The organism is Paenibacillus sp. S28, assembly GCF_016624415.1.
GTDB classification, from domain to species: domain Bacteria; phylum Bacillota; class Bacilli; order Paenibacillales; family Paenibacillaceae; genus Paenibacillus_AQ; species Paenibacillus_AQ favisporus.
In genome coordinates this window covers 310,907-333,654 of sequence record NZ_JACVTM010000005.1, presented here as the reverse complement: position 1 = coordinate 333,654, position 22,748 = coordinate 310,907, and the positions used below count along the sequence as shown (strand labels likewise).

General features: G+C 54.2%; 23 protein-coding genes, 1 tRNA gene and 2 riboswitches. Of the genes, 8 read left to right on the top strand and 16 right to left on the bottom strand.

The genetic code is table 11. The annotated features are described in order from the left end of the window. Window positions 1–54: 54 nt before the first annotated feature. Window positions 55–1,200 carry an ABC transporter permease gene (locus IAE55_RS15170; RefSeq protein ID WP_145161311.1) on the top strand — a complete coding sequence of 382 codons (1,146 nt, stop codon included), beginning with the start codon at window positions 55–57 and terminating at the stop codon, window positions 1,198–1,200. Window positions 1,201–1,297: 97 nt separating this feature from the next. On the opposite strand, the gene IAE55_RS15165 is transcribed toward IAE55_RS15170, so the two are convergent. Together IAE55_RS15165 and IAE55_RS15160 are read right to left on the bottom strand one after the other, a co-directional pair. After that, window positions 1,298–2,842 carry an HD-GYP domain-containing protein gene (locus tag IAE55_RS15165; RefSeq protein WP_200633155.1) on the bottom strand — a complete coding sequence of 515 codons (1,545 nt, stop codon included), beginning with the start codon at window positions 2,840–2,842 and terminating at the stop codon, window positions 1,298–1,300. A 595-nt stretch (window positions 2,843–3,437) separates the two neighbouring features. Continuing rightward, window positions 3,438–4,430 (bottom strand): polysaccharide deacetylase family protein, encoded by a 993-nt coding sequence (locus tag IAE55_RS15160; protein ID WP_200633154.1) that lies wholly within the window; start codon window positions 4,428–4,430, stop codon window positions 3,438–3,440. A gap of 92 nt (window positions 4,431–4,522) precedes the next feature. Here IAE55_RS15160 and IAE55_RS15155 point away from each other — a divergent pair, with 92 nt between their 5' ends. Further along, window positions 4,523–4,861 (top strand): L,D-transpeptidase, encoded by a 339-nt coding sequence (locus tag IAE55_RS15155; protein ID WP_145161318.1) that lies wholly within the window; start codon window positions 4,523–4,525, stop codon window positions 4,859–4,861. A 6-nt stretch (window positions 4,862–4,867) separates the two neighbouring features. Here the strand turns inward: IAE55_RS15155 and IAE55_RS15150 are convergent, their stop codons facing one another. Beyond that, window positions 4,868–5,584, bottom strand: a complete 717-nt coding sequence (locus IAE55_RS15150) for a glycoside hydrolase family 73 protein (protein ID WP_200633153.1) — start codon at window positions 5,582–5,584, stop codon at window positions 4,868–4,870. A gap of 192 nt (window positions 5,585–5,776) precedes the next feature. Between IAE55_RS15150 and IAE55_RS15145 the strand changes: the two genes are divergently transcribed. Then, window positions 5,777–6,328: a GNAT family N-acetyltransferase gene (locus IAE55_RS15145; protein ID WP_200633152.1), complete on the top strand. Its 552-nt coding sequence runs from the start codon at window positions 5,777–5,779 to the stop codon at window positions 6,326–6,328. 96 nt (window positions 6,329–6,424) lie between these two features. Here the strand turns inward: IAE55_RS15145 and IAE55_RS15140 are convergent, their stop codons facing one another. After that, complete coding sequence (locus IAE55_RS15140) at window positions 6,425–7,879, bottom strand: SulP family inorganic anion transporter (RefSeq protein WP_234489563.1); 1,455 nt, start codon at window positions 7,877–7,879, stop codon at window positions 6,425–6,427. Window positions 7,880–8,220: 341 nt separating this feature from the next. Further along, entirely contained in the window at window positions 8,221–8,313 is a 93-nt protein-coding gene (locus IAE55_RS15135; RefSeq protein WP_084203986.1) for a sporulation protein YjcZ, read from the bottom strand. Between the two features lie 284 nt (window positions 8,314–8,597). Here IAE55_RS15135 and IAE55_RS15130 point away from each other — a divergent pair, with 284 nt between their 5' ends. Continuing rightward, entirely contained in the window at window positions 8,598–9,287 is a 690-nt protein-coding gene (locus IAE55_RS15130) for a class I SAM-dependent methyltransferase (RefSeq protein WP_145161326.1), read from the top strand. 29 nt (window positions 9,288–9,316) lie between these two features. On the opposite strand, the gene IAE55_RS15125 is transcribed toward IAE55_RS15130, so the two are convergent. Beyond that, entirely contained in the window at window positions 9,317–10,027 is a 711-nt protein-coding gene (locus tag IAE55_RS15125; RefSeq protein ID WP_200633150.1) for a TetR/AcrR family transcriptional regulator, read from the bottom strand. Between the two features lie 155 nt (window positions 10,028–10,182). On the opposite strand from IAE55_RS15125, the gene IAE55_RS15120 reads away from it, so the two are divergent. Continuing rightward, the gene (locus IAE55_RS15120; protein ID WP_145161331.1) at window positions 10,183–10,854 is read left to right on the top strand and encodes a DUF6022 family protein; all 672 of its coding nucleotides are present in this window, start codon (window positions 10,183–10,185) and stop codon (window positions 10,852–10,854) included. 70 nt (window positions 10,855–10,924) lie between these two features. Here the strand turns inward: IAE55_RS15120 and IAE55_RS15115 are convergent, their stop codons facing one another. From IAE55_RS15115 to IAE55_RS15075, 10 genes are all read right to left on the bottom strand, one after another. Next, window positions 10,925–11,572 carry a pyroglutamyl-peptidase I gene (locus IAE55_RS15115; protein WP_105445676.1) on the bottom strand — a complete coding sequence of 216 codons (648 nt, stop codon included), beginning with the start codon at window positions 11,570–11,572 and terminating at the stop codon, window positions 10,925–10,927. Between the two features lie 187 nt (window positions 11,573–11,759). Next, window positions 11,760–11,987: a phage holin gene (locus IAE55_RS15110; protein WP_094599702.1), complete on the bottom strand. Its 228-nt coding sequence runs from the start codon at window positions 11,985–11,987 to the stop codon at window positions 11,760–11,762. A gap of 85 nt (window positions 11,988–12,072) precedes the next feature. After that, window positions 12,073–12,543, bottom strand: coding sequence for a DUF523 domain-containing protein (locus IAE55_RS15105; RefSeq protein ID WP_200633149.1), 471 nt, complete (start codon window positions 12,541–12,543; stop codon window positions 12,073–12,075). 220 nt (window positions 12,544–12,763) lie between these two features. Beyond that, on the bottom strand, window positions 12,764–13,210 hold the full coding sequence (locus tag IAE55_RS15100) for a spore coat protein (protein ID WP_105445830.1): 447 nt from the start codon (window positions 13,208–13,210) through the stop codon (window positions 12,764–12,766). A 131-nt stretch (window positions 13,211–13,341) separates the two neighbouring features. Beyond that, on the bottom strand, window positions 13,342–14,673 hold the full coding sequence (locus tag IAE55_RS15095) for a voltage-gated chloride channel family protein (protein WP_200633228.1): 1,332 nt from the start codon (window positions 14,671–14,673) through the stop codon (window positions 13,342–13,344). Window positions 14,674–14,808: 135 nt separating this feature from the next. Further along, window positions 14,809–14,869: riboswitch (Fluoride riboswitch) on the bottom strand. Window positions 14,870–15,009: 140 nt separating this feature from the next. Next, on the bottom strand, window positions 15,010–15,432 hold the full coding sequence (locus tag IAE55_RS15090) for a CBS domain-containing protein (RefSeq protein ID WP_200633148.1): 423 nt from the start codon (window positions 15,430–15,432) through the stop codon (window positions 15,010–15,012). A gap of 361 nt (window positions 15,433–15,793) precedes the next feature. Then, window positions 15,794–15,904 (bottom strand): sporulation protein YjcZ, encoded by a 111-nt coding sequence (locus IAE55_RS15085; protein WP_105445680.1) that lies wholly within the window; start codon window positions 15,902–15,904, stop codon window positions 15,794–15,796. Between the two features lie 258 nt (window positions 15,905–16,162). Continuing rightward, complete coding sequence (locus tag IAE55_RS33820; protein WP_208837126.1) at window positions 16,163–16,279, bottom strand: YjcZ family sporulation protein; 117 nt, start codon at window positions 16,277–16,279, stop codon at window positions 16,163–16,165. 440 nt (window positions 16,280–16,719) lie between these two features. Further along, a tRNA-Thr gene (locus IAE55_RS15080) sits at window positions 16,720–16,791 on the bottom strand. A gap of 81 nt (window positions 16,792–16,872) precedes the next feature. Then, on the bottom strand, window positions 16,873–17,175 hold the full coding sequence (locus IAE55_RS15075) for an MTH1187 family thiamine-binding protein (RefSeq protein WP_076172827.1): 303 nt from the start codon (window positions 17,173–17,175) through the stop codon (window positions 16,873–16,875). A gap of 288 nt (window positions 17,176–17,463) precedes the next feature. Next, a riboswitch (cobalamin riboswitch) is annotated at window positions 17,464–17,686 on the top strand. Window positions 17,687–17,920: 234 nt separating this feature from the next. On the opposite strand from IAE55_RS15075, the gene IAE55_RS15070 reads away from it, so the two are divergent. From IAE55_RS15070 to IAE55_RS15060, 3 genes are all read left to right on the top strand, one after another. Continuing rightward, on the top strand, window positions 17,921–20,254 hold the full coding sequence (locus tag IAE55_RS15070; protein ID WP_200633147.1) for a ribonucleoside-diphosphate reductase subunit alpha: 2,334 nt from the start codon (window positions 17,921–17,923) through the stop codon (window positions 20,252–20,254). A gap of 509 nt (window positions 20,255–20,763) precedes the next feature. Next, window positions 20,764–21,795, top strand: coding sequence for a ribonucleotide-diphosphate reductase subunit beta (locus tag IAE55_RS15065; RefSeq protein ID WP_145026826.1), 1,032 nt, complete (start codon window positions 20,764–20,766; stop codon window positions 21,793–21,795). A 141-nt stretch (window positions 21,796–21,936) separates the two neighbouring features. Continuing rightward, window positions 21,937–22,635 (top strand): M50 family metallopeptidase, encoded by a 699-nt coding sequence (locus IAE55_RS15060; protein WP_200633146.1) that lies wholly within the window; start codon window positions 21,937–21,939, stop codon window positions 22,633–22,635. The last annotated feature ends 113 nt before the right edge of the window (window positions 22,636–22,748 follow it).

The window sequence follows — 22,748 nt, the reverse complement described above, 5'->3', positions numbered from 1 at the left end:
ATCGTTCATCGTATAAAATAGACAAAGAAATTAACACGCAAAGGAGCAAAACCCATGAGAGCCATGATTATCAAAGAATTGCGGCTGATCCGCAAAGACCGCAAAAGCTTCTTCTTCCTGCTGCTGATGCCAATCCTGTTCATCGCCATGTTCGGTACGATTTTCAATAGCGGCGGTGGCGACAGTTCCTCCGTATCCATCCGCACGATCGACCAGGATCAATCCGCTGCGTCACAAGCCTTTGTGAAGCAAATGCAGGGGATTATGGACGTGAAGCTGGAATCGGCATCCAGCCTGGACGACCAGGTCGACAGAATGAAGCAAGGCCAGTTCTCGGCCATGCTCGTCATTCCCGCCGGATTTGAAAAAGCAATGAAGGAAGGCAATCCCGCGGATATCCAGCTGTACCAGGATCCCACCGCACAGACCGAGCTTGCGCCGATTCAGGCGATCCTCAGCAGCATTTCCAGCCAATACCGCGAGCAGAAGCTGACGGACGTCCTGCTGGCCAAGGGAGATTCCAAGGAGCAGGCAGAGCAGGCGCTGGCCTCCCCGATCCAGATTAAAGATGTGGCGACGACGTCCGACCATGTCAGCTATATGGACTCCATGGTCCCCAGCATGACCGTTATGTTCGTCTTCTACATCATGATCACGATGGCCCGCCGCTTCTTTGACGAAAAGAAGACCGGCCTTCTGTCCCGCATTCGCAGCACGCGCGTAAAGCCGCTGCAGTATCTGGTCGGGATGTGGGTACCCTTCATCCTGACGGTTATCGCCCAGTGTGTCGTCCTGTTCGCCTTCGGCCACTTCGTCTATGATGTGAAGCTTGGCGACGTCGCCGCCCTTACCTTAATTGTGCTCAGCCTCAGCATCTGCGGAACCGGTATCGGGCTCGGCTTATCCTTCCTGGTGCCCGGCGAGGGAGCCGCCATGGTCATCACCCAGGTCATTGCCATGGGCGGTGCCATGCTGGGCGGCCTGTGGGTACCGTCCTACCTGCTTCCGCAATCCGTACAGACCGTCGGGCACTTTCTGCCGCAGTACTGGGCGCTGCACTCGCTGCAGAACATTATCGCCCATGGCGCCCATCTCGGCGACGTTGCGGGACCTGCCCTCATTCTCCTGACGTTCGGGGCCGCCGGCCTCCTGGTTGCATTCTTCCGTCTGCCAGGGTTCCTGCGCTCGGCTGCAAACTGATTCCTTATCCACGTTCAAAGCGACGAAAAAACCTCCCGTCCGGAAGTCATCCTTCACGGCCGGGAGGTTTTCTTGCTCTCCGAACCTTGGTCATCGCTTATGTATCGTTGCCTGCCGCTTTTTCCAACCTTTGATTTCTCATATAGTCGACAAAAATGCGGGCGTATTCCGGATCCCACTGCGTCCCTCCGCCCTCTTCGAGAATGGACAGCGCCTTGGCGACATCCATGCCTTTACGGTATGGCCGATCCGAAGTCATCGCATCAAAGGCGTCGGCTACGGCGATAATTCTCCCGAGCAGCGGGATATCGTCCCCGGCCAGTCCGTCCGGATACCCTTTCCCGTCATATCGCTCATGATGGGACCTTACGCCGGGAAGGAGCGGCGCCAGGGCATCCTTCGGCTCGATCTGCTTCAGAATCGTCTCACCAAGCACCGGATGGGCCTTGATTTGGTCGAACTCCTCTTCCGTCAGACGCCCTTCCTTCAACAGGACGGTGTCCCGGATGCCGATTTTCCCGATGTCATGCAGCAGCGCCGACTGGCGGATCACGTTGATATCCTCCTCCGTCATCCGGCTGAGCCGCCCGATCAGCTCCGAATATTCAGCCACTCGCAAGGAATGCCCTGCCGTGTAGGCGTCTCTGGCATCGAGCGCCACGGCGAGGGTCACAAAGTAGCTGTCCAGCATCGCCCTGGTCTGGGCTTCACGCGACTGAAGCGCCCGGACCATCATGTTGAAGCCAGTGGCCAGCCGGGAAAACTCGTCCGAATACACGTTTTGGACCGTCTTCAGCCGGCCGTCCTTGACATGATTCATGGCGTCGTACAGATGGGAGATCGGCCGCTCCACCTCATGGGTCAACAGCCTGGCACCCGTATACGTAAAAATGATGTCGACCAGCAGGATCAGCCCCGCCCAGCCCCAGTACCCGGTCATCATTTCCTCGTTTAAATTGCCCAGCCGAATCTGGGCAGCCAGGGTGAACAGCAGGAGCGGCGAGGTACCGATCAGCATGGCACTGAGCAGAAACTTCGGACGGATAGACAAGACGACATGCCCCTCCGGATTCAGCTCAATGCGGTGCGTTTCCTGGGCGAGCCGGTGAAATTCCTCCATCAGCGGCCGGACCGTCGCCGTCGTCAGGAAAAACTCGATCATCGCATGCATGCTGGCTACGAGGAAGGCGCCGGCTACCGCAGCCGCAACATAGATCGGCGGGAAATGAAGAAGGCCACGGCTCATCTGCCACAGCGTCAAGCCGGCCGCAGGTATGGCAAGCCCGAGGAAATGCGGGACCAGAATCCGGAACACCGCTAGCTGCGGCAGCTTATGTGCCTGCCGGTAGGCTGTTTCAATGGTCTGAACCGTACAGGTCCGGCAGAACAAACCCTGCCGGATCGGCCGAACGTGCCGCGTGAATACCCAGGATTCCACCGCGACCATGACCGCCATGGAGCAAGCAAAGATGATCGCCAGCCGTTTGATCTCCTGCGGAGAAATGCTGATCGTGGTCAGAACGAGAGCGCTGCCCACGATCCATACCGCGAATAGCGATCCGAAAATATAATTCCGTACCAATTTGTTCCGAAAAGCATAATACAGGGCAACCCCCTGCAAACGGGTAGAATCGGTATCCATAAGCCAGCCTTCCTTTTTCATCAATATAGGCCGTTCGGCGCAGCACTATTAAGAATATCGGTTATTTCATCCCAAAATGTGACATGAATCTGCGACAAAAACCAACTTTTATCATAAAATCCCTCCGTATGAAATGGTGCTTTTGCACATTTATACAAGTCTGGTGGGCGATATAATTTCCTATTGCATTTATAAATAATATGTGATATATTATATTAATATAACTTCATTTAACCCTTTTCGTTCCCCGCAAGAAAGAATAAATCTTCAACCTCGAAGACTTAATTTCCTATTTTGAAATAACCCAATGCGAAGTATGAGATTTAAGGATGCTATTTCTGATTCACGCTGGCGCGGTCATCGGAGCCGCAAGGACAAAAGAGAGGCAGGGCTTTTGTTGTTTTGGAAGTCATTATTCTGTTAACGAACTAGAACAAAGAACCAGACTGCAGCCTTGAACGGCTGTCAGGGGTTAAATATATGAGGCGGCCGCAGCGCCGCCAAAGCCAAACCCCCCGGAGAAATGTCCGGGGGGTTATCCATATTTTTCAATGTATTTACGGCCCACTGCCACTTCCTTCTCTCGTCAGGAGGCTTAGCCGGCTTTGCTGTATCCGCGGAGCGACTCCGCATGCTTCATCGATTCAACGAGCGCGATCGGGTTATTGTCCATGCCGCCCGCGTTGACCCGGTATCCCATGTACTGCCCGGGGCCGTCGATTCCCGGTTTGACGGTAAAGACTACCTGAATGCCGAGATTGCGGCAGAGACCCAGCACCCGCTGCGTATAGCCGCCGTAGGGAAAAGCGAGAATATCGCGGCGGTTGCCGATTTCATTCCGGAGGATTTGATCCGCCCGGGTTAAATCACCTTTCACCCGCCGGATATACTCCTGCTCTGTCTCCACATGCCCTGTGGTTTTGTTATGCTCCGGTCCCATCAGCATCGGCTCCAGCCTGTCATGGGTTTTCCCTTCGGGGCGAACATAAGCGTAAGCGTGCGAATCAAACGTATGGCTGTAAAAATCGATACCGCTCCGGTGCATGAGCTTGACCTGGGCCCAGGTCAGCTTCGGCAGTCCGGGATGCTTCGGATTCCCCACCGTCGACACGATCAGAAAATTCGTTGCCGGCACGTGGTACTTCTTCAGGATCGGGAACACATTGGTATAGAACGTCTCATAGCCGTCGTCAAACGTCATCAGCACGGCGTTGTCCGGCACCGGCTGATGCCGGGTGACGAAGTCGGCGTACTGCTCCATCGTAATCCAATGAAATCCGTTCGCCTTCATGGCCTGGAGCTGCTCCTCGAATACAGCGGTATCCAGACTCTTGTCATTGATCGGACGCGGAGAGACATCATGGTACATCAGCGTGATGACTTTGTTTTTATAATACACCGCATCTGGCGTCGGTCTGGTGGAAATAAAGCTGTAAGCCGGAACACCGCCCTCTTCCTTTTTGATGTGAGGCCTTCCGGGATAACGAACCAGATGATACACATAAGGGCCCTGCCTCCAGACGAAAAACGCCGCGAACAGCACAAGCACGGAAAAGGTGCAATAGAGGATAATTTTTTTTCTCAGCATCACGTTCCAATCCCCTTCGTTCCATAAATTCACTTGCAGAGGGATGCATTCCCCGCCCTATAAACATACTCTGGAAACAAGGAGTGATGCAAATGCCAAAATACCGGATCATCGTCGACCTGTCGGACCGCATGTTATATTTGCTGGACGGCGACCAGACCGTCAAATCTTATCCCGTTGGCATCGGAAAAATGGTGACGAAAACCCCGGCCGGAGAGTTCAAGATTGTCAATAAACAGGAAAATCCCGGCGGACCGTTCGGGGTGCTGTGGATGGGCCTCTCCAAGCCCCATTACGGCATTCATGGAACCAATGATCCCGCCTCCATCGGACGGGAAGTCTCCCACGGCTGCATCCGGATGCACAATGAGGATGTGCTGGATTTGTCTTCCTACGTTCCTGTGAATACAAGGGTGACCATCCGGCCGTAAGTCCCATCAGCCTTGATCCGAAACGACCTTGATTCCCTTCTCTTTGCGGTACTGGATCACCAGCTGCCGCCAGAAATCATAACTTCCCGTTTCATCAGCAATATAAGGCTTGTAATAGCGGTAAGCCTCCTTTGCCCAGTCCGGGCAGGGCATGCTTAACAGCGCCTGCTGCTGCTTGATCCATTCCGCCTGCTTCGCAACCGTGTTCTGCAGCTCGCTAAATGCCGCCTTTTCCTCAGGGGTCATATGCGCCCCCTCCTTCCAGGCATCGTATTGGTCCAGGTTATACTGTACAATAATCCGGATTAGCTTATCTGCATACTCCGGGTCCGTGGCATAACCGGCGGCGCCGATCGCGGCGGCGGCCGATCGCCCGTCTGTGCGGAGCGCGCCGGCATACTTGTCACGGTCCCAGGACACGCCGTTCACCAGCAGGCTTGAGTGATCGGCCACCGATTCGGCCCAGCTGTTGTACGCGCGGAAGTCGGCTATCACCCGGCCGGCCACGCCGCGAACGTACTCGGTGGTCTGCAGGCGCATGCTTCCTGCGGTGCCCTGTCCCTTGATGCCGAACAGATTGTTGGCCTTCACCGCCAGCTCGCTCGTACCCCAGGCGGATTCGAGGGCCGCCTGGGCGATCGTGAGCGATGCCGGCACACCTGACTGCAGCTGATCGAATTCAGCCAACGGTGCCATGATGGCGATAAAGTTTTGTTTCTTCATAATCCTCCCTCCCAACCCTCTGGTACATACAATGCTGACCGCTTGCTAACGGCCTGGACGCGGCTGCCGCCCCACGTCTTCAGAGCACCTGAGTCACATAAAAGTCTCCGGACCGCTCCGGTATGAAGCATTTGCCTAATTCTTCACGGCTTCTTACAATAAGAACATATGTAACGCTTGGAGGGTGGATGTATGAAGCAGGCAAAAGCAGATCATTTTATCATCAATCAGAAGTGGGTTACCTCGGAAATCCGTGCCGTTCAGGCCGGTCCGGAAGATGTCGCGGCCGCGCAGGGACTGCTGTTTCGAACGGCGCAATGGCTTCAGAGCATAGGCTCCAAGCAGTGGAATCAGCTGCTGACCGGCGAGGACAGGCATCATATCGACGAGGCGGTCCTGCGAGGGGACGTCTTCCTGTTTAAAAAGGAGGAGCGCCTTGCCGCCATCGTCATCCTCCAGCAGCATGCAAGCGAATGGGACCGCAACCTGTGGGGCGAGGAGGGGCACGATACCTCTGTCTATCTGCACCGGCTTGCCATTGAACGCGAATTCGGGGGGACGGGTCTTGGCAGCGCCATTCTGCACTGGGCCTTGACCGGAATAAGGTTCCAGGGCAAAGACCGAATCCGTCTCGACTGCATCGCCGACAACCCCGGCTTGAACCGGTTGTACGGCGGGGCCGGCTTTACGCTGAAGGGCCAGCATGAGAGCGGGTTTAATATTTATGAGAAAATGGTGAGGTAGCATTCGCTCCTCAAGCGGATAACTACGCAAAAAGCCTTCCGGCATGCCGGAAGGCTTCTCTCATATCGTATATAAAATGCAGGTTTTACGAGATGGTTAATGGGACGATACCGAGGCTACGCCAATCTTGTCGATGATACGCTGGCTCTCCGGATTCAATCCCCGGACGGCCACCTTTTTGTCCAGCGCCTCATATTTGGCCAGCACCTTGGACACGGCGTTCACGCCCGATTGATCCCAAACGTGGGAGTAGGAAAAGTCAATCGCAATCTGCTCCGGATCCTCCTGGTAATGAAAGAGATGCACAAAATGGTTCATCGTTCCGAAAAACATCTGCCCTTTGATTTCGTACACCTTTACCCCATGCTCATCGATATGGATCTGCGCGTGAATACGCGCCATTTTCCAGCCAAAATTCAGGGCGCTCAGAATGACTCCGGTCACAACGCCGATCGCCAGGTTGGACGTGGCCACAACGATTACGACGGTCACGACCATGACGATCGTGTCGCCCAGCGGCACCTTGTTCATCGTTCGTAAAGAATGCCAGTCGAACGTGCCCACCGACACCATGATCATAACGCCCACCAGCGCCGCCATCGGCACCTGCTTGACGACATCGCCGAGCACGAGGATCAGGAACAGCAGAAAGGCGCCGGCGATAAAGGTCGACAGCCGGGAGCGTCCCCCCGACTTCACATTGATGACCGTCTGGCCGATCATGGCGCAGCCGGCCATCCCGCCGAAAAAGCCGGTGAGGATGTTGGCGACGCCCTGCCCCTTGATCTCGCGGTTTTTGTTGCTGCCGGTATCGGTCAGCTCATCCACCAGGTTGGCGGTCAAGAGCGTCTCGGTCATACCGACGACGGCGAGCGCCAGCGCATAAGGCAAAATCGTCAGGAACATATGAAACGACAAGGGAACCGACGGAACATGAAATGCGGGAAGCGACTGCGTAATGGTACCCATATCGCCAACGGTACGGACATCGGCATGGGTCAGCACCGAAATGATCGTCATGACGATAATGGCGACAAGCGCTGAAGGCACCGCTTTGGTGAGCAGCGGGAACAGATAAATGATCAGCAGCGTCGCGGCCACCATCAAGTACATGATCCAGGTAGCCCCTTCAAAATTCGGCAGCTGCGCCATAAAAATAACGATCGCCAGCGCGTTAACAAAGCCCACGATGACCGATTGCGGGATAAATGTGATGAAGCGCCCGAATTTCAGCGCCCCCATGATCCACTGCAGAATGCCGGTCAGCACTGTGGTCGCAAACAAATACTCGATCCCGTACTTGGCAACGATCGGTCCCATCAAGGATGCCATGGCGCCGGTGGCCGCCGAAATCATCCCCGGGCGTCCGCCGAAAAATGAAATGCTGACGGCAATCACAAAGGATGCGTAGAGACCGACCATCGGATCCACGCCGGCCATAATAGAGAACGCGATGGCTTCGGGAATAAGCGCAAAGGCAACGGTTAGGCCGGACAAAATATCCTTTCTGACATTGCTAAAGAAGCCTTGTTTGATCCAGTTCAAAAACAAGAAATAATCCCTCCTGTGGATATAAAGTTGTATCTGTAGGGCTGATCGTGCTGCTATCCGTTCATGAAATGTTACGGGGTGTTCAAGCGGGCTCCCCACTCTCAGGTTCGCCGGGTCCGATGGTTCACTGTTTTTCATTATAGCGTTATAATCGTCTGAACCCAAAACTGCTTGTATGCGCTATTTCCCTCCGTATACTAATCCATTCTCCCATTTACTCGTCTATATTTCCTTTTTCAATCCCTATGTATATACTGCGGTATCTGCCCTTGTTATGAAATGGCGAAAGCCCCGCCGGAGGGCGGGAGCTTCGTTGCCCAAGGACCGCTTGGGCCCATGGATTAATAAATAAAGGATTTGGTAATGATGACGAGCAGAATAAACAGAACCAGGATGGCTCCCGTTGAGGTAAATGGGTTTCCTACACCACTCATGGTTTCTCCCCCTCTCTCCTGTTTATACTCTATCGTATGCCGCGTAAGGCGAATCGGTTTGGACAAATATCATTCAAGTCCATTTGCCCTATGAAAATGCGCAATGTTCCCGAGGTTAAAGGACCTTGCCGCCACAACTCTATCGAGCTTATCAATGCTGATCCGTGGAAGGAATGATATAGGAAATACCTATAAGTATAATACGGTTTATATATTTCCATAATGAGCGGACTGCCGGTACAATGAAGTCAATTCCAACAATCCACGGGTAAAGGAGAATGGTGATGGACAGATCTGTGATCAAGCTTTTTGACGCCAATGCAAAGGACTATGACCGGCAGCGGAGGGGGCTGATTCCCTGCTTCGACGACTTTTACGGGATGGCCCTGTCCCTGGTGGAGTGCGGCAATTCTTCTCCATGTATTTTGGATCTGGGGGCCGGAACAGGCCTGTTCTCCAGCATGGTACTGCTCAAATACCCTGAGGCCCGGCTTACACTGATGGATTTAAGCGACAGCATGCTGCAGGAGGCCCGCCGGCGGTTCCACGGGGCACCCAATGTAGATTATATTACCGGGGATTACAGCAGTTATCCGTTTACGCAAACTTACGACGTCGTCGCCTCTTCTCTGTCCATTCATCATCTGACCCACCCGGAAAAAAGGCAGCTGTTCGCCACGATTCATCGGCTGCTGAATGAAGGCGGCATCTTTGTCAATGCCGATCAGGTGAAGGGCCATACCGACCAGGCGGACGTATATTACCGGAGACGCTGGCTGGAAGAAATCAGGGCAAGCGGTCTGCCGGAAGAAGCCATTCAGGCGTCGATTGAACGCAGAAGCCTGGATATCAACGCTACCGCCGCCGACCAGATGCAGTGGATGGAAGAGGCCGGCTTTGAAGACGTGGACTGTATGTACAAGTATTTGGACTTCGCGGTGTTTTACGGAAAAAAATCAGGGCGGACTTCCTAGTCCCCCTGATTTTTTTGCTTAGCGCCGGATCAGACGGTCAGCCTCTGCCGGAAGCCGTCCATCAGGACGTCCAGCCCGAATTCGAATTCCTCCTGCCATCCGGTACCGGTCGTATGGGAAGCCAGACGGATCATATTCGGAAACTGCTCCCTTGGCAAACTGCGGAAGAACCCGGCGTACTCCTCGCTGAGCTGAGCCTGGGCTTCCTCGCCGGAACCGGCCATCCCCTTCAGCCGCACCTCCTCGGCCACAAAGCCGAGCACATGGTTCTTCACCATGGATGCCATCCACGGGATGTGATCATCCGCAAATCCGGCCGATGCAAAAATTTGGTACAGTCTTTCAATCTGCAGCAGACGGTGGTACCCCATGGCGATGCCGCCATTGAACAGGTCCACCGCATCACGGTAGCGGTGCAGTACGCGCCGGAATGCATGCCCCCACTGGATCAGCTGTTCCTGCCAAGGCAGGTCCGGGTCGGGCCTGTCCATTTCTTCGCTTATTTTATCCCCGATAAGCTGGAGCAGCTGGTCTTTATCCTTCACATGATAATACAGAGAAGCGGTCTTTACCTGGAGCTCATCGGCAATCTTGCGCATGCTCAGCTCCTTCAAGCCAAATTCGTTCAACACGCGGAGCGCCGTCCGGACAATCCGGTCACGGTCTAGTGGAATGTGCAGCTCCTCCTGTTCCCCCGTGCCGGAGAAGGGATGCTGGGGCACCGTTCGTTTTCTGGCCATCGAAGAGCCCTCCTTTTCACTTGACAATTATAGCATATGCCTTTATTCTAATTCCATTAGATTAATCTAAAACCATTAGATTAATGGGCAGAGTTTATTCCGCAACGGAATCAGAACAGCCTAAGCAAAATTTTACGATGTGAAGGGAGTTTTATATGAATCCAATTTATTCGGTTGTCCGGTCCATGAACCGGCACCTGGGCGAAATTTGGGATGCGATTCTTCAAGAGCATGCGGAGGAACTCAGCAGCATGTTTGCGGAATTCGGCGACCGCGCCTACGGCGTCTATATTCAACAGCTGATGGGTCCGATCTGCGAGGAGGTGCGGAAGTCGGGATATGAGGTCCCCGCCGGATTCCGCTTATCGGAGTCAGTCGAGAACTGGGGCCCGCCCGAGGAGCGTGAGCGATGCGTATGGTATGTGGTCAGAGACGAAACCGGCAATCCGTGCGGCACGGCAGTGCTGCAAATTTTCCATTCTCACGCCCAGTTTCATCTCCCGCAGCCGCCGCGCTTTTTAGCCCTGGAAGAAACGGAGCAAGAAGCCATTCTCCAAGCACTCTGCACCACAGGCGTGCGCCTAAGCGGACTGCCCCAGCATTACCGTCATTCCGCTGGCGACGAGCCGCTGGAATGGGAATACGGGACGGACGCGGGGCTGCTCGAATACGTGCAATCATACCGCGGCCATACGGCGGTGGACTTTAATTATGCACTGTCCTCGTGGGGGCGCCATGGCTGGGAGCTTGTACAGATCGTGCCGCATCAGGACCGCCTGATCGGTTTTTTCAAGCGTCCGGTTCAGCAAGCCGGCGAAGGGCAATAACAGCAAAAAAACACCCCCGGCGCTTGTTTTGAACAAGCACCTGGAGATGTCAGCCAGTGAGCGATACCCGTTACACCGCGGGCTGCCGCTGCTGCTTTACCGCATCAATCGTCGCGTGGATGATCACGCGCAGCGCCCGCAGCATCATTTCCTGCGGCAGCGAAGGCAGGCCCGGCTTCTGCAGCGCCATTTCCGTGGAGGCCGGAAAATGGACAAACCCCGCCAGCGTGGGCAGCTTCTGCTCACGGATATAATCCAGCACGGCGTACATCGTGTTGTTGCAAATAAACGTGCCGGCCGACTCGGACACGGCAGCCGGAATCCCCTCCGCCTTCAGCCGGTTCACGGCCTCACGGATCGGAAGCCGTGAGAACAATCCGTCCGGTCCTGCCGGATTAATGGGCAGATCCTGCGGTCTCTCCCCTTTGTTGTCGGCGTATGCCGCTTCCGGCGCCACGTCCTTGACGTTCACCGCGATCCGCTCCGGCGTTACCGCCGTCCGGCCTGCGGCCAGGCCGCAGCAGATTACGGCGTCCGGCTGAAAGTCACGCACCGCCTCAAGCAGCCTTTCGGCACATTCGTCATAATGGACCGGAAGCAGAACCGTCCGGATCTCGGCCTCCGCAAACGTCTCCTCCCGGATATCCCGCACGAGCTGCTCCGTCGGATTGACCGCATTTCCGCCAAAGGGCTCAAATCCTGATACCAGTATTTTCATGAAGCTTCTCCTCCCGGCAAGTCTTTCCTTCCATCATATCAAACGGGACAGATCGTTCCTACCCGAAATCGCGCCGCCAAGAAGGGATGCTGCTTCCCAGCGGATTCAGCTGCTTTGCGTGGAAACCGGAATTTGGCAAAAAAGACACCCTGCCCGGCAGCTGCAGGCTGCACGGCAGGGTTCCCGTCTACAAATTATATCCGCCGCTGTTCGGCTTGGTCGGGTTGGAGATAATCCCCAGCGTCGCCAAAATTCCGAGCACCAGGTCTGCGGCCGCCACGAGCTCTTGCCGCTTCATATCCGACAGTTCAAACGCGCCTGTGAGATGGCCGATCAGCTGCACCAGCAGAAGCACCTGCGAGACCATACTGATCCAGAGCGCATAGTTGCGAAACCGTTTCTTCTTGAGCATCATATGACCTCCTTTAAGGTCATATATATTCATCCGCCCCGGCAAACTTGTCCGAAACTTTCACGGATGGACGAGCGATACAGCGATCTTAGAGGAGCCCTGAGTCCAGAGCCTCCAAAAACGTCTCTTCGGACATCACCCGAATGCCCTCCCGTTCCAGCATGGCGGTTGTCACCCCGCTGCCAGCAACCTTCTCATTGGCGAAGGAACCGTTATATATCATGGCGCTTCCGCAGGAGGGGCTGTACTCTTTGAGCACCACCATGGACGCACCGACTTCACGGGCTTTTTCCAGCGTCCGGTGAGCCCCCTGAATATACATTCCGCTTACGTCACGGCCCGATTTCTCAACAACCCTGGCCCGGCCCTCCAGCACGTCCCTCCCATCACCGCCTACGATCTCCGCAGGCTCTCTCGGGGTGACGAATCCCCCCAGCAGTTCGGGGCAGACCGTCATTGCCCTGTTTTGCGCCACCAATTGCTGAATCACGTCATTCAGGCTGTCCGTTCCGTTATAGCGGACTTTCAGTCCGGCCAGGCAAGAACTGACCATAATCACATCGTTCACCTCCTGAACTGTTAATCCGTTTCACGTAAACTATTTATTCGTTCCACGTAAACTATTTATTACTTTAATGAAAGTATACTGCATAAGCCAACTGCTGGGGAGACCCGGCTTCACGGTGTAGGATTTGGCCGAAAAACGAGGAAAGCCCGGGACCAGGCTCCCGGACTTTCCTCGATATCTCTTTTCCCCCTTGCCCCAAGTGGTGGAGATGTTACATGCTTAACGCCTTTTTCGCATTTTCCAGATCATTGGCCAGGAGCCGCTCCAGGTCGTAAGCAGGGTACATCGAACGCTCCTCCATAAAATCAAAAACCTTGGCATGGAGTTTGATCGCATTGTTCAGATGCTTAACGAAAACCTCCCTTAAGGCCGGTGTTGCCGTTTCCGTAATCGCAAGCGCATAATTGCGAACCCAACCTTTGGCCTTGCCCAGCAAATGGCCGGCATAAAAGCCCGTCATGTCTGCCGCCTCGGCTTTGCCGCCTCTCGCTGCCGGGACCGGTGCTTGCGGGTAAAACTGCAGCAGGTCCTTTATGTTTTGCTCCAGGCTCATAATAGCCTCTTTATACAGGGCGTGCAGCTGCGGATCGGTGACCTTGCCGATGTCCATTTTCAGGCAAATCAGGTCGTTGGACTGTGCTGCTACCAGCTCATGCATTTCCAATGTTTCATGCCATGCTAAGTGTTTCACTTGAGCTTTCTTTCCAGAAGACAATGCAATCCCTCCAATCGATGATGGGATAGCATATGCCCAGGGCGCCCAGAGGGGAAGATGTCTTGCCAAAAAAATTAGGCGCGCTCCCTTTTCCCCTTCTGCCTTCCCTTCCTCCCTCGGACCGAAGCCAGCGTTGCCTGTTCCGGCAGGCGCAGCAGCCTGGACTTGGACACCCCAATCCGCTGCGACACATAGATGCCGGTATGCCCGGAAAAATAATAGCTGACGACGCAGGCGATGAACATGTATACCAAATTCCCCGAACCGAACAGCTCGATCCCCATAATAAAGCAGGCAATCGGGGTATTCGTCGCACCGCTGAACACTGCAATAAAACCGAGGGCTGCCATAAACGGCACCGCTAGATGCAGCAGGCTCGCCAGCGTGCTGCCCAGCGTAGCGCCGATGACGAAGAGCGGAGTCACCTCTCCGCCTTGAAATCCGGCCCCCAGCGTAATCGAAGTGAACACGGTTTTCCAGAGAAACGCCAGCTTTGGCGCCGTCCCTTCAAAAGCATCGCTGATCAGCGGAAGGCCAAGCCCGAGGTATTCCCTTGTGCCGAATGCGTAGACAATGGCAATCAGGATGCAGCCCCCGGCAAAGCTCTTGACCGCCGGATTCCGGAACCAGCCGGTGAACCGCGCCTTCAGCCAATGCGTCAGCTCGCTGAACAAAATGCTGGCCAGGCCGAACACCATCGACGCGAGCACGACCTTCAGCACCGTGATCAGCGTGATCGCCGGAATCGTGTTTACGGAATAATGAATATGATGAATTCCCCAGGCCTTCGTGGTCAAATCCCCGATAAAGCTCGCCACAAAACAGGCAAACAGCGCTTCGTAACGGATCATCCCTAACGCGAGCACCTCCAGCCCGAAGACCGTTCCGGCGAGCGGCGTCCCAAAGACCGAGCCAAAACCGCTGCTGATGCCGCACATTAGAATGATACGCCGGTCGGCGGGGCTCAGCCGAAGTCTCTTGCCGATCCACTCCGACAGGCTTCCACCCATCTGCACCGCCGTACCTTCCCGTCCGGCCGAGCCGCCGAACCAATGGGTCAGAATCGTTCCGAACAGGACGAGCGGAGCCATACGCAGCGGAATAGCCCCGCCGCCGTCATGAATCTGCTCCAGTATCAAGTTGTTGCCCTTGGATGCGTCCTTGCCGTATTTCCAATACAGGTAGCTCACCAAGGCTCCCCCAAATGGAAGCAGCCATAGGAGCCATGGGTGCTGCAGACGCTGCTGCGTAACGGCATCCAGCGCTGCCAGAAACAAGGCCGATCCGGTGCCTGTGAGCACCCCCACCAGACTCCCGATGACCGACCACTTCACGATATAGCCAAGCAGCGCGAGATGCATAAATTTGCCTGCGTATACATATAACCTGCGTTTTCCCCTCGTCATCCGTTTTCCCATTACAGCGGTTTCCCCCCAGCTATGATGTATTTCCTATTGTTCCTCATTCAGGGGCAAATTACCGCTCCCTGCTTGTCCCGGTGCCGGAATGTCTGCAAAAAAAATAGACTCCTACCAGTGTCTGCACTGGTAGGAGTCATTAGCTCACGGGCGGTTAAAGGCGAACTCCATCGCCTATGTTGTTACAAATTATTGTAATGAGCGATTGGCCTGAAGTCAACAGAAAATCTGAACGCCACAATAGAGAAAAAGCACCCGTATCGCGCTTTCTTTCGCTTTACGGGTGCTCTGCTGCGAAACTAGTTTCCCTGCCGCACCGTCCTCTTAATGGAGAGGTTCGGAAATTTGGCTGAGCGCATCGCCGGCTTCGTTGATGTGGATGTTCATCGTTGCCAGGTCGCCAATTGCGCAGATCCCTACCATTTCTCCGTTCTCTACAACCGGAATGCGGCGGATTTGATGGTCGGCCATCAATTGCGCGCACTCGTGGGCATCAGTGTCCGGCGAGCACGAAATGACATCGCTTGTCATGCAGTCATGGCAGTGTACGCTGCCCGGGTCTTTACCCGCAGCTACGCAGTTCAGCACGATATCGCGGTCGGTAATCATACCTACCACTTTTTTGCCTTCGCAGACCGGAACCGATCCACAGTTGACATCGCGCATGATTTGCGCCGCAGCCGTGATCGAATCATGGGGTGCGCATACCTTTACGTCTTTGGTCATTACGTCGCGAACCATCGTCATTGCTGTTTACCTCCTCTAGGAATGATCCCCCGTATTTTACCCAGGGATACCGGGATTATTCAGGCATGGGACGCTTTACTAGGACTACAGAAGCCCGGGGCAGGCTGTCAGCCTTAACGATTCATATCCGTGATCCCAGGGCTGTGCTCATCGGCCAGATCAGGCATCATCGGTACCGGGAAGCCCTCCGGCGGCTGGATCACTCTCAGCTCCCCGCCGTTACAGCTAGGCGTTTGTCCGCTGAAAATTCCGCCGATGATATGTATAAAAAAAGCGCAGGATCCGTAACGGATCACTGCGCTTCGCTTGTGCTGGTCTCATGCCCCCGGATCGACCAGGTGGGCTAAGGACCGTTCAGCAATTAGTATCCCCAAGTTTTCGCGATGATGACAAGCAGAATAAAGAGGACAAGAATGATGCCGACGCTCGTCGACCAGCCACCACCATAACCAACTCCACCAACTTCGCTCATGTGATATTCCCCTTTCTTCATAGGATCAGTTTTATTCTATGAAAGAAACCTTTCAGCGTTGTGGACAGAGTCAGCGGTTTAAAAGACTATTTTTTCTAGGTCTCGGAGAGCCCCGGCGGGCTGACGGGATTAGCACAACACGTGCTACCCTAGTAACAACTTGTACGTACCCAGATAGTAAGAAACTACTTTATTTATAAATAAAAAAGCCCCTGCCTGCACTTAGCCAGCAGGGGCTTCCTCATTCCTGACTTTTTATTACCAACAGAATGCCTTAACAATAATTACCAACAGAATAAAGAGCACCAGGATAGCACCTACATTGCTGTGCAAACCGTAACCGTATCCTACGCCACCAACAACACCGTCGCTCATACATGTACCTCCTTTGTCAGAAGTTAATATTACAATATGTATATTCCACTATTTGGTATGGGTAAACGCACTTAAGATTTAATTTTTTTTTTTGAATAAAAACGCCCGCTTCGAAAGCGGGCGTTGCCTTACATCAAGGAAGTTTTATGAGCCACTATATAATATGCCCCGTATAGATAATTGGTTCTTACATACAGGTCTTTATCATTCCTGATTCTTGTCCTAATTTGGAATACCTTTGCGTGCCTCTGGATCGCTCATGCTGCGCTGCTAGGACCTGCGACAGCTAACAGGGGAAATTCCATTTTCTTTTCATTGATGGCGAAAAACCCGCTTTACTCGACTAAAGGGTAGAAAAATGGTAGAAGATCGCCCAAATCAACAAAAAAGACGCGGTCTCCGAAATCCGGAAACCCGCGTCCTGTAAGGCTTATGAAAGATGCTGGTGAAGGGAATTGAACCCCCGACCTACGCATTACGAGTGCGTTGCTCTACCCCTGAGCTACACCAGCGTGGAAAATGAAATTTTCCGTCAAACAAAAACTATTATACAACTTCTTTTCCAAAATGCAATACTTCATTGCGATTGGAATTTATTTCAATTTGTCGCGGACCGATTGCAGCTTCTGGGCGCTGGATGAGGCTTTGTCCCGTCTGTCGTCGATTTTGACCGAAGTGGATACGCGCTGCGCGCCGGCCAGGAACGGTGCTTCGTGCAGGGCTGCTATCGCCTGCCATACATCCGGAAGAGCCCCCTCAATAATCGTGCTCATCGACGTCAGTTCGTAGCTGATCCCCTTCTGCTCCGCCAGCACCTGCTGCATTTGTGCCACATAGGAGCTCAGGCTGGTCGTGGCCGTTCCGATCGGAATGACCGTTACCTCTGCAATTGCCATGGTCGTGCGCCTCCTTTATCCTTTTGCAAGCGGATCGAACTTTATTCCTAATTTTATTGTACCCGACCGTCTATGGAATCGCAAAAGGATGGCCTGCAAAATTTTTTATTCGCGTTTTTCCTGCAAATTTCGCCCGATTTCTACCTTTTCAGCCCCCTCTAGAGGCTAATCTCCAATGGTTCACAGTAGCGCCCCGGGGGTCCATCTGGTATAATTCTCATTGCTCGTCTTTTAAGAGGAATTAGGTTTACAAACACAATATATTGGGTTAAATTAGTATGAAAGCAACCAAATATAGTGGAAACAGGTGAACACGGCTCGATTTGCCAGGCGTTCATAATAGGGAAGCACGGTGTGAATCCGTCACGGTCCCGCCACTGTAACCGGAAGGCCGAGAGCTCCGAGCTTTCGGCACGATATCGGCTAAGGCCACTGTCCGTCACGCGGACGGGAAGGCGCCGAATATCGCATTTTCGGGAGTCAGGAGACCTGCCTGTTTTGTCTCACGAAAGGCCTACGAGGAATAGGTGCGTGATGCCAGTCGATATCTATACATAGGGTGATAGATATTTTTTCCCATGCTCGAAAATAGGGCATACGGGATCTAGCGGCATTTTCGTACCTGTGCTCCAGGTTCTTCGGAAATGCCTTTTGTATGGGCAAGCACAGCAAGAGCTCCCTCTTAACAGCATCGTCCTACTTTCCGTTATACCAAATATACAAACTTTGAAAGGAGATCTGCACCATGCCGCAGCTCGTTACCAAACCGAACAACCGCCAGCTGGCTTTTGATGAAATCCGTCTCTCCGTTTATGCCGACCGAATCCTGGAGGGGCTGGAGACCCTGGACAAGGAGCGCCTCCTTCGGGGCGTGCAGAGCAAACTGCGCCGCGAGGAAGTCACCGGCGACGAAATCAGCAGCGCGTTCACGATGTCGGCGCTTGAGCTGGTCACCAAGGAGGAGCCGAACTGGAAGTTCGCCGCAGCGCGCTCGCTGCTGACCTCCCTGTACAAGAAGGCCGCTTACAACCGCCGCTACAAAGCCTATCCTGACGAGCCATATGGTGCGTTCTACCCTCTCATTACCGAGCTGGTGCAAAAAGGAATCTACCGCGAGGAGCTCCTCACCTGCTATACCAAAGAGCAAATTGAAGAATTGGGCCGCTGCATCGATTACAAATGCGACCTGCTGTTTGACTATATCGGGCTGCTGACCCTGTCCGACCGCTACCTGGCGCATGATTTCGACGGACGCGTTATGGAGCTTCCGCAGGAGCGCTACATGGTCATCGCCATGTACCTGATGCACACCGAGCCAGAGAACAAGCGCCTTGAGCTCGTGAAGGAAGCGTATTGGGCCATGAGCAACCTGTACATGACCGCCGCTACGCCAACGATGTCCAACGCCGGCAAGAAGGTCGCCGGACAGCTGTCCAGCTGCTTTATCGACACGGTGGACGACTCGTTGGAAGGGATTTTCGACTCCAATACCGACGTGGCCCGTCTCAGCAAAATGGGCGGCGGCATCGGCGTCTACCTCGGCAAAGTCCGGGCGCGCGGCTCCGACATTCGCGGTCACAAGAACACCAGCTCCGGCGTCATCCCTTGGATCCGCCAGCTGAACAACACGGCGGTCAGCGTTGACCAGCTCGGCACTCGCAAAGGTGCGGTTGCCGTCTACCTGGACGTCTTCCACAAGGACATCCTGGCCTTCCTGGACCTGAAGCTGAACAACGGTGACGAGCGCATGAGAGCGCATGACGTGTTCCATGGCGTGTGCCTGCCTGACCTGTTCATGGAGGCGGTCGAAGCTCGCAGCGAGTGGAGCCTGTTCTGCCCGCATGAAGTGAAGAAAATTATGGGCTGGAAGGATGCCAACGGCCGTCCGGCGGGTCTTGAGGATTATTACGACGAAACGGTAGGTCAAGGATCGTTCCGCGAGAAGTATGCCGAAGCGGTTGCCCACCCGCTGCTTCCAAGAATTACGGTGCCTGCGATCGACATCATGAAGCGCATCATGAAATCGCAGCTGGAAACCGGCACGCCGTACATGTTCTACCGGGATACCGTCAACCGAGCGAACCCGAACCGTGCCCATGGCATGATCTACTCGTCCAACCTGTGCACCGAAATTATGCAGAACCAGTCCGCCACCGTGGTGGAAAAAGAAGAACTCGTGACCAAGGACGGCCAAACCCGGATCGTCATTTCCAAGGTTCCCGGCGACTTCGTCGTCTGCAACCTGAACTCGATTCACCTGGCCCGTGCCGTTCCGGACAATGTGCTGGACCGTCTGGTGCCGATCCAGGTACGCATGCTGGATAACGTCATCGACATTAACAACATTGAAGTCCTGCAAGCCCAATATACGAACAGCCAATACCGCGCGGTTGGACTCGGCACCTTCGGCCTGCATCACCTGCTCGCCCTTGAAGGCATCCGCTGGGAGTCCGACGAAGCGGTTGAATATAACGACAATCTGTACGAAAAAATCAACTACCTGCTCGTCAAATCCAGCATGGAGCTGGCCAAAGAAAAAGGCCACTATCCGAAGTTCAAAGGCTCCGACTGGGAGAACGGCGCTTACTTCACCAGCCGCGGTTATGTCGACGGCGAGCATGAAGGCAAGTTCGTCACCACCGAGCAGTGGACAGAGCTCCAGCAGGAAGTGCAGCAGAACGGCGTCCGCAACGCCTGGCTGTTCGCTATCGCGCCAAACGGCTCGACTTCGATCATTGCCGGCTCCACCGCCAGCATCGATCCGCTGTACGACCTTCTGTCTTACGAGGAAAAAACGACCTACAAGATCGCCAACCCGGCTCCGGACCTGTCCGAGAAGACGATCTGGTATTATAAAACGGCATTCCTGATTGACCAGCATTGGTCCATCAAGATGGCCGCGGCGCGTCAGCGCCATATCGACCAGGCTCAAAGCTTCAATCTGTACGTTCGTCCGGATATCCGGGCGACGGAATTCCTGGAGCTTCACCTTCACGCCTGGAAAGCCGGCATCAAAACGACGTACTACGTCCGCAGCCGTGCGCTGACGATTGAAGAGTGCGAGTCGTGTGCATCGTAAAAGATATTAAAGCCTAAAACCTTTTTCGATCCCTCCCAAACCCTCCCTTCCAAGGGAGGGCCCCGAGGGCGCTGCCCTCTGGACACCCGGAATGTTGGCGGATGACCGGCGGGTGGCGGATTTTCTTGATGTGAATATGTGTTGTGAGTCGCTTTCGTCCCCCTCCTGCTTTGCAGGTTATGGGGGACACGCTTTTACGTTTGAGCGGTGCGCATGGTGGTCTCCTCGATTCTCGGAGACACCTTGCGTCGCGCGGCTTGCTCCCTGTTTTGGCTTTGCCAAAATACGGGAGCTCGCCACGCGTCCGGCTAAACTGCCAACTAAAAACGGGAAAGAGCTACTGTATCAAACCTTATAAATACACTACTGCATGATAAGTACAAAACCATTTAGACAGATTGTATGGGAAAGAGATGAATGATTTAGATCAACTGATATGGATTACAGCATTCTGCGGTGGATGTTGATATATAAGCAAGTAAAAACAGAACTACGAGGAGGAATCGAGTATGCAAATGCAAAAGATTTTTAACACCGAAGCGCCGAACCGCTCGACCCGCATCATCGAAGGTGAATGCTCGGGCATCCTGAACTGGAACGATATCCGCATGCCCCATATGTACAAATTGTATAAGGTTCTGCTGCTGAACCACTGGATCGCCGACGAAATTCCGATGGCCAAAGACGCGCAGCAGTTCGTCAACCTCGATCCGGAAGAGCGGCGCACCTTCAAGATCAACATTTCTTTGCTCGCCGTGCTGGACTCGATGCAGACGATGTTCATCGGCGACGTAAAGCGTTATTTTACCGATTCCTCACTGGAGGCCATCTCGGCTATCATCGGGCAGCAGGAAGTCGTGCACAACCAATCTTACTCCTACGTGCTTTCTTCGATCGTATCCGAGCAGGAGCAGAAAGAGATTTTCGAATACTGGAAGCATGATCCGGTGCTGCTCGACCGCAACCGTTTCATCTCGGAAATTTACCAGGAGTTCCGCGACGAGCAGAATCCGCAAACGTTCTTTAGAGCACTTGTGGCCGACTTGATCCTGGAAGGCATTTTCTTCTACAGCACATTCGCCTTCTTCTACAACCTGGCCCGTGACCAGAAGATGATGGCGACCAGCCAAATGATCTCCTACATCCAGCGCGACGAGAACCAGCACTGCTACTTCTTCGGCGAAGTGTTCAAGCAGCTGCTCAAGGATTTCCCTGAGCTGAACACGAAGGAGAACATGGACTACGTCTACCGCACGATCGACCGCGCGGTAGAGCTGGAAACGAACTGGGCGCACTACACGCTCAGCGAGGTTAAAGGCATCGATCTGAATGAGCTGTCCGACTACATCAAGTACATCGCCAACAAACGCCTGAAAATGATGGGGATGGAAAAAGGCTACGAAGGCGTGGATTCCAACTGCATGCCATGGATTCGTCCTTTCTCCGACGAGGCGCTCAACGCCACCAAAACGGACTTCTTCGAAGCCAAATCCCGCAACTACGGCAAAGTCGGCGACGACAACGGATTCGACGATCTGTAAGCCGCTCGCCTGTAATATACTCGTTTCGCAACAACCGGGAAGTGCAGCTCCGCTGCGCTTCCCTTTTTCATTGGATCGTGTATGATGGAACAAAAGATTAGTTCCGCATGTTACCGTTTTGAAAGGAGCTGCCCGTTGCCCGTGAATAAATCCTTGAAGGCTGTATTGTTTCTTGTCGCATCCGCGATTCTGACCCGGCTGATCCCGTTTTCCTCCTGGTTCCGCACCCTGGATACGATGATTCATGAGTTCGGCCATGCGGTCGTCACCCTGCTGCTCTCCGGAAGGGTTCTGCGCATCGAACTCAATGCCGATCACAGCGGGACCACCTACTCCTATTTATCCTCCGGCTGGAGCTCCGTGCTCGTCTCGCTGTCGGGGTATACGATCGCTTCAATCTTCGCTGTGCTTCTGTTCTACGGGTACGCCAAACGCAAGCAGGCCGCCGGGCTGATCCTGATCACGATGCTGGCTGCCGTCAACCTGCTCTTTTTTGTCCGGAACAGCTACGGCGTTTGGTGGCTCGTCATCTTTATGGCGCTGAACATCGTGTTTTATTTGCTGGGCAGCACCGTGCGCAATTTCTATTACCTTCTGCTCGCCTTCCTTTGCCTGGAAGAATCGGTTGTTGGGCCGCTTACCCTGGCCATCACTTCCTTGACCAATCCGCGGCAGGCCGGTGACGCGGCCAACCTGGCTCACATGACGGTGCTCCCTGCCATCGCCTGGTCGGTGCTGTTTCTGCTGTTTGCGCTTTGGTGCACCACCCAAAGCCTTACCTTGTTTTGGCGGAAGCCCGCGCGAAAGCCTGCTGCAAACACCAGCATGCGGACCGGATAAAACTCACGCCGTTTCGACTTTTCTCAACCCAAAAAAAGGCTTGTCCCACACGTATGTGGGCGCAAGCCTTTTCTGCTCTTATCGAGTCTTCGTATGAACGGGATCAGCGGCGC

What these genes read in the sequence shown, in the direction of transcription:
- IAE55_RS15170 (WP_145161311.1), top strand. Translation starts at nt 55, where the DNA reads ATGAGAGCCATGATTATCAAAGAATTGCGGCTGATCCGCAAAGACCGC.
- IAE55_RS15165 (WP_200633155.1), bottom strand. Translation starts at nt 2,842, where the DNA reads ATGGATACCGATTCTACCCGTTTGCAGGGGGTTGCCCTGTATTATGCT.
- IAE55_RS15160 (WP_200633154.1), bottom strand. Translation starts at nt 4,430, where the DNA reads ATGCTGAGAAAAAAAATTATCCTCTATTGCACCTTTTCCGTGCTTGTG.
- IAE55_RS15155 (WP_145161318.1), top strand. Translation starts at nt 4,523, where the DNA reads ATGCCAAAATACCGGATCATCGTCGACCTGTCGGACCGCATGTTATAT.
- IAE55_RS15150 (WP_200633153.1), bottom strand. Translation starts at nt 5,584, where the DNA reads ATGAAGAAACAAAACTTTATCGCCATCATGGCACCGTTGGCTGAATTC.
- IAE55_RS15145 (WP_200633152.1), top strand. Translation starts at nt 5,777, where the DNA reads ATGAAGCAGGCAAAAGCAGATCATTTTATCATCAATCAGAAGTGGGTT.
- IAE55_RS15135 (WP_084203986.1), bottom strand. Translation starts at nt 8,313, where the DNA reads ATGAGTGGTGTAGGAAACCCATTTACCTCAACGGGAGCCATCCTGGTT.
- IAE55_RS15130 (WP_145161326.1), top strand. Translation starts at nt 8,598, where the DNA reads ATGGACAGATCTGTGATCAAGCTTTTTGACGCCAATGCAAAGGACTAT.
- IAE55_RS15125 (WP_200633150.1), bottom strand. Translation starts at nt 10,027, where the DNA reads ATGGCCAGAAAACGAACGGTGCCCCAGCATCCCTTCTCCGGCACGGGG.
- IAE55_RS15120 (WP_145161331.1), top strand. Translation starts at nt 10,183, where the DNA reads ATGAATCCAATTTATTCGGTTGTCCGGTCCATGAACCGGCACCTGGGC.
- IAE55_RS15115 (WP_105445676.1), bottom strand. Translation starts at nt 11,572, where the DNA reads ATGAAAATACTGGTATCAGGATTTGAGCCCTTTGGCGGAAATGCGGTC.
- IAE55_RS15110 (WP_094599702.1), bottom strand. Translation starts at nt 11,987, where the DNA reads ATGATGCTCAAGAAGAAACGGTTTCGCAACTATGCGCTCTGGATCAGT.
- IAE55_RS15100 (WP_105445830.1), bottom strand. Translation starts at nt 13,210, where the DNA reads ATGCATGAGCTGGTAGCAGCACAGTCCAACGACCTGATTTGCCTGAAA.
- IAE55_RS15095 (WP_200633228.1), bottom strand. Translation starts at nt 14,673, where the DNA reads ATGACGAGGGGAAAACGCAGGTTATATGTATACGCAGGCAAATTTATG.
- IAE55_RS15090 (WP_200633148.1), bottom strand. Translation starts at nt 15,432, where the DNA reads ATGACGATGGTTCGCGACGTAATGACCAAAGACGTAAAGGTATGCGCA.
- IAE55_RS15085 (WP_105445680.1), bottom strand. Translation starts at nt 15,904, where the DNA reads ATGAGCGAAGTTGGTGGAGTTGGTTATGGTGGTGGCTGGTCGACGAGC.
- IAE55_RS33820 (WP_208837126.1), bottom strand. Translation starts at nt 16,279, where the DNA reads ATGAGCGACGGTGTTGTTGGTGGCGTAGGATACGGTTACGGTTTGCAC.
- IAE55_RS15075 (WP_076172827.1), bottom strand. Translation starts at nt 17,175, where the DNA reads ATGGCAATTGCAGAGGTAACGGTCATTCCGATCGGAACGGCCACGACC.
- IAE55_RS15070 (WP_200633147.1), top strand. Translation starts at nt 17,921, where the DNA reads ATGCCGCAGCTCGTTACCAAACCGAACAACCGCCAGCTGGCTTTTGAT.
- IAE55_RS15065 (WP_145026826.1), top strand. Translation starts at nt 20,764, where the DNA reads ATGCAAATGCAAAAGATTTTTAACACCGAAGCGCCGAACCGCTCGACC.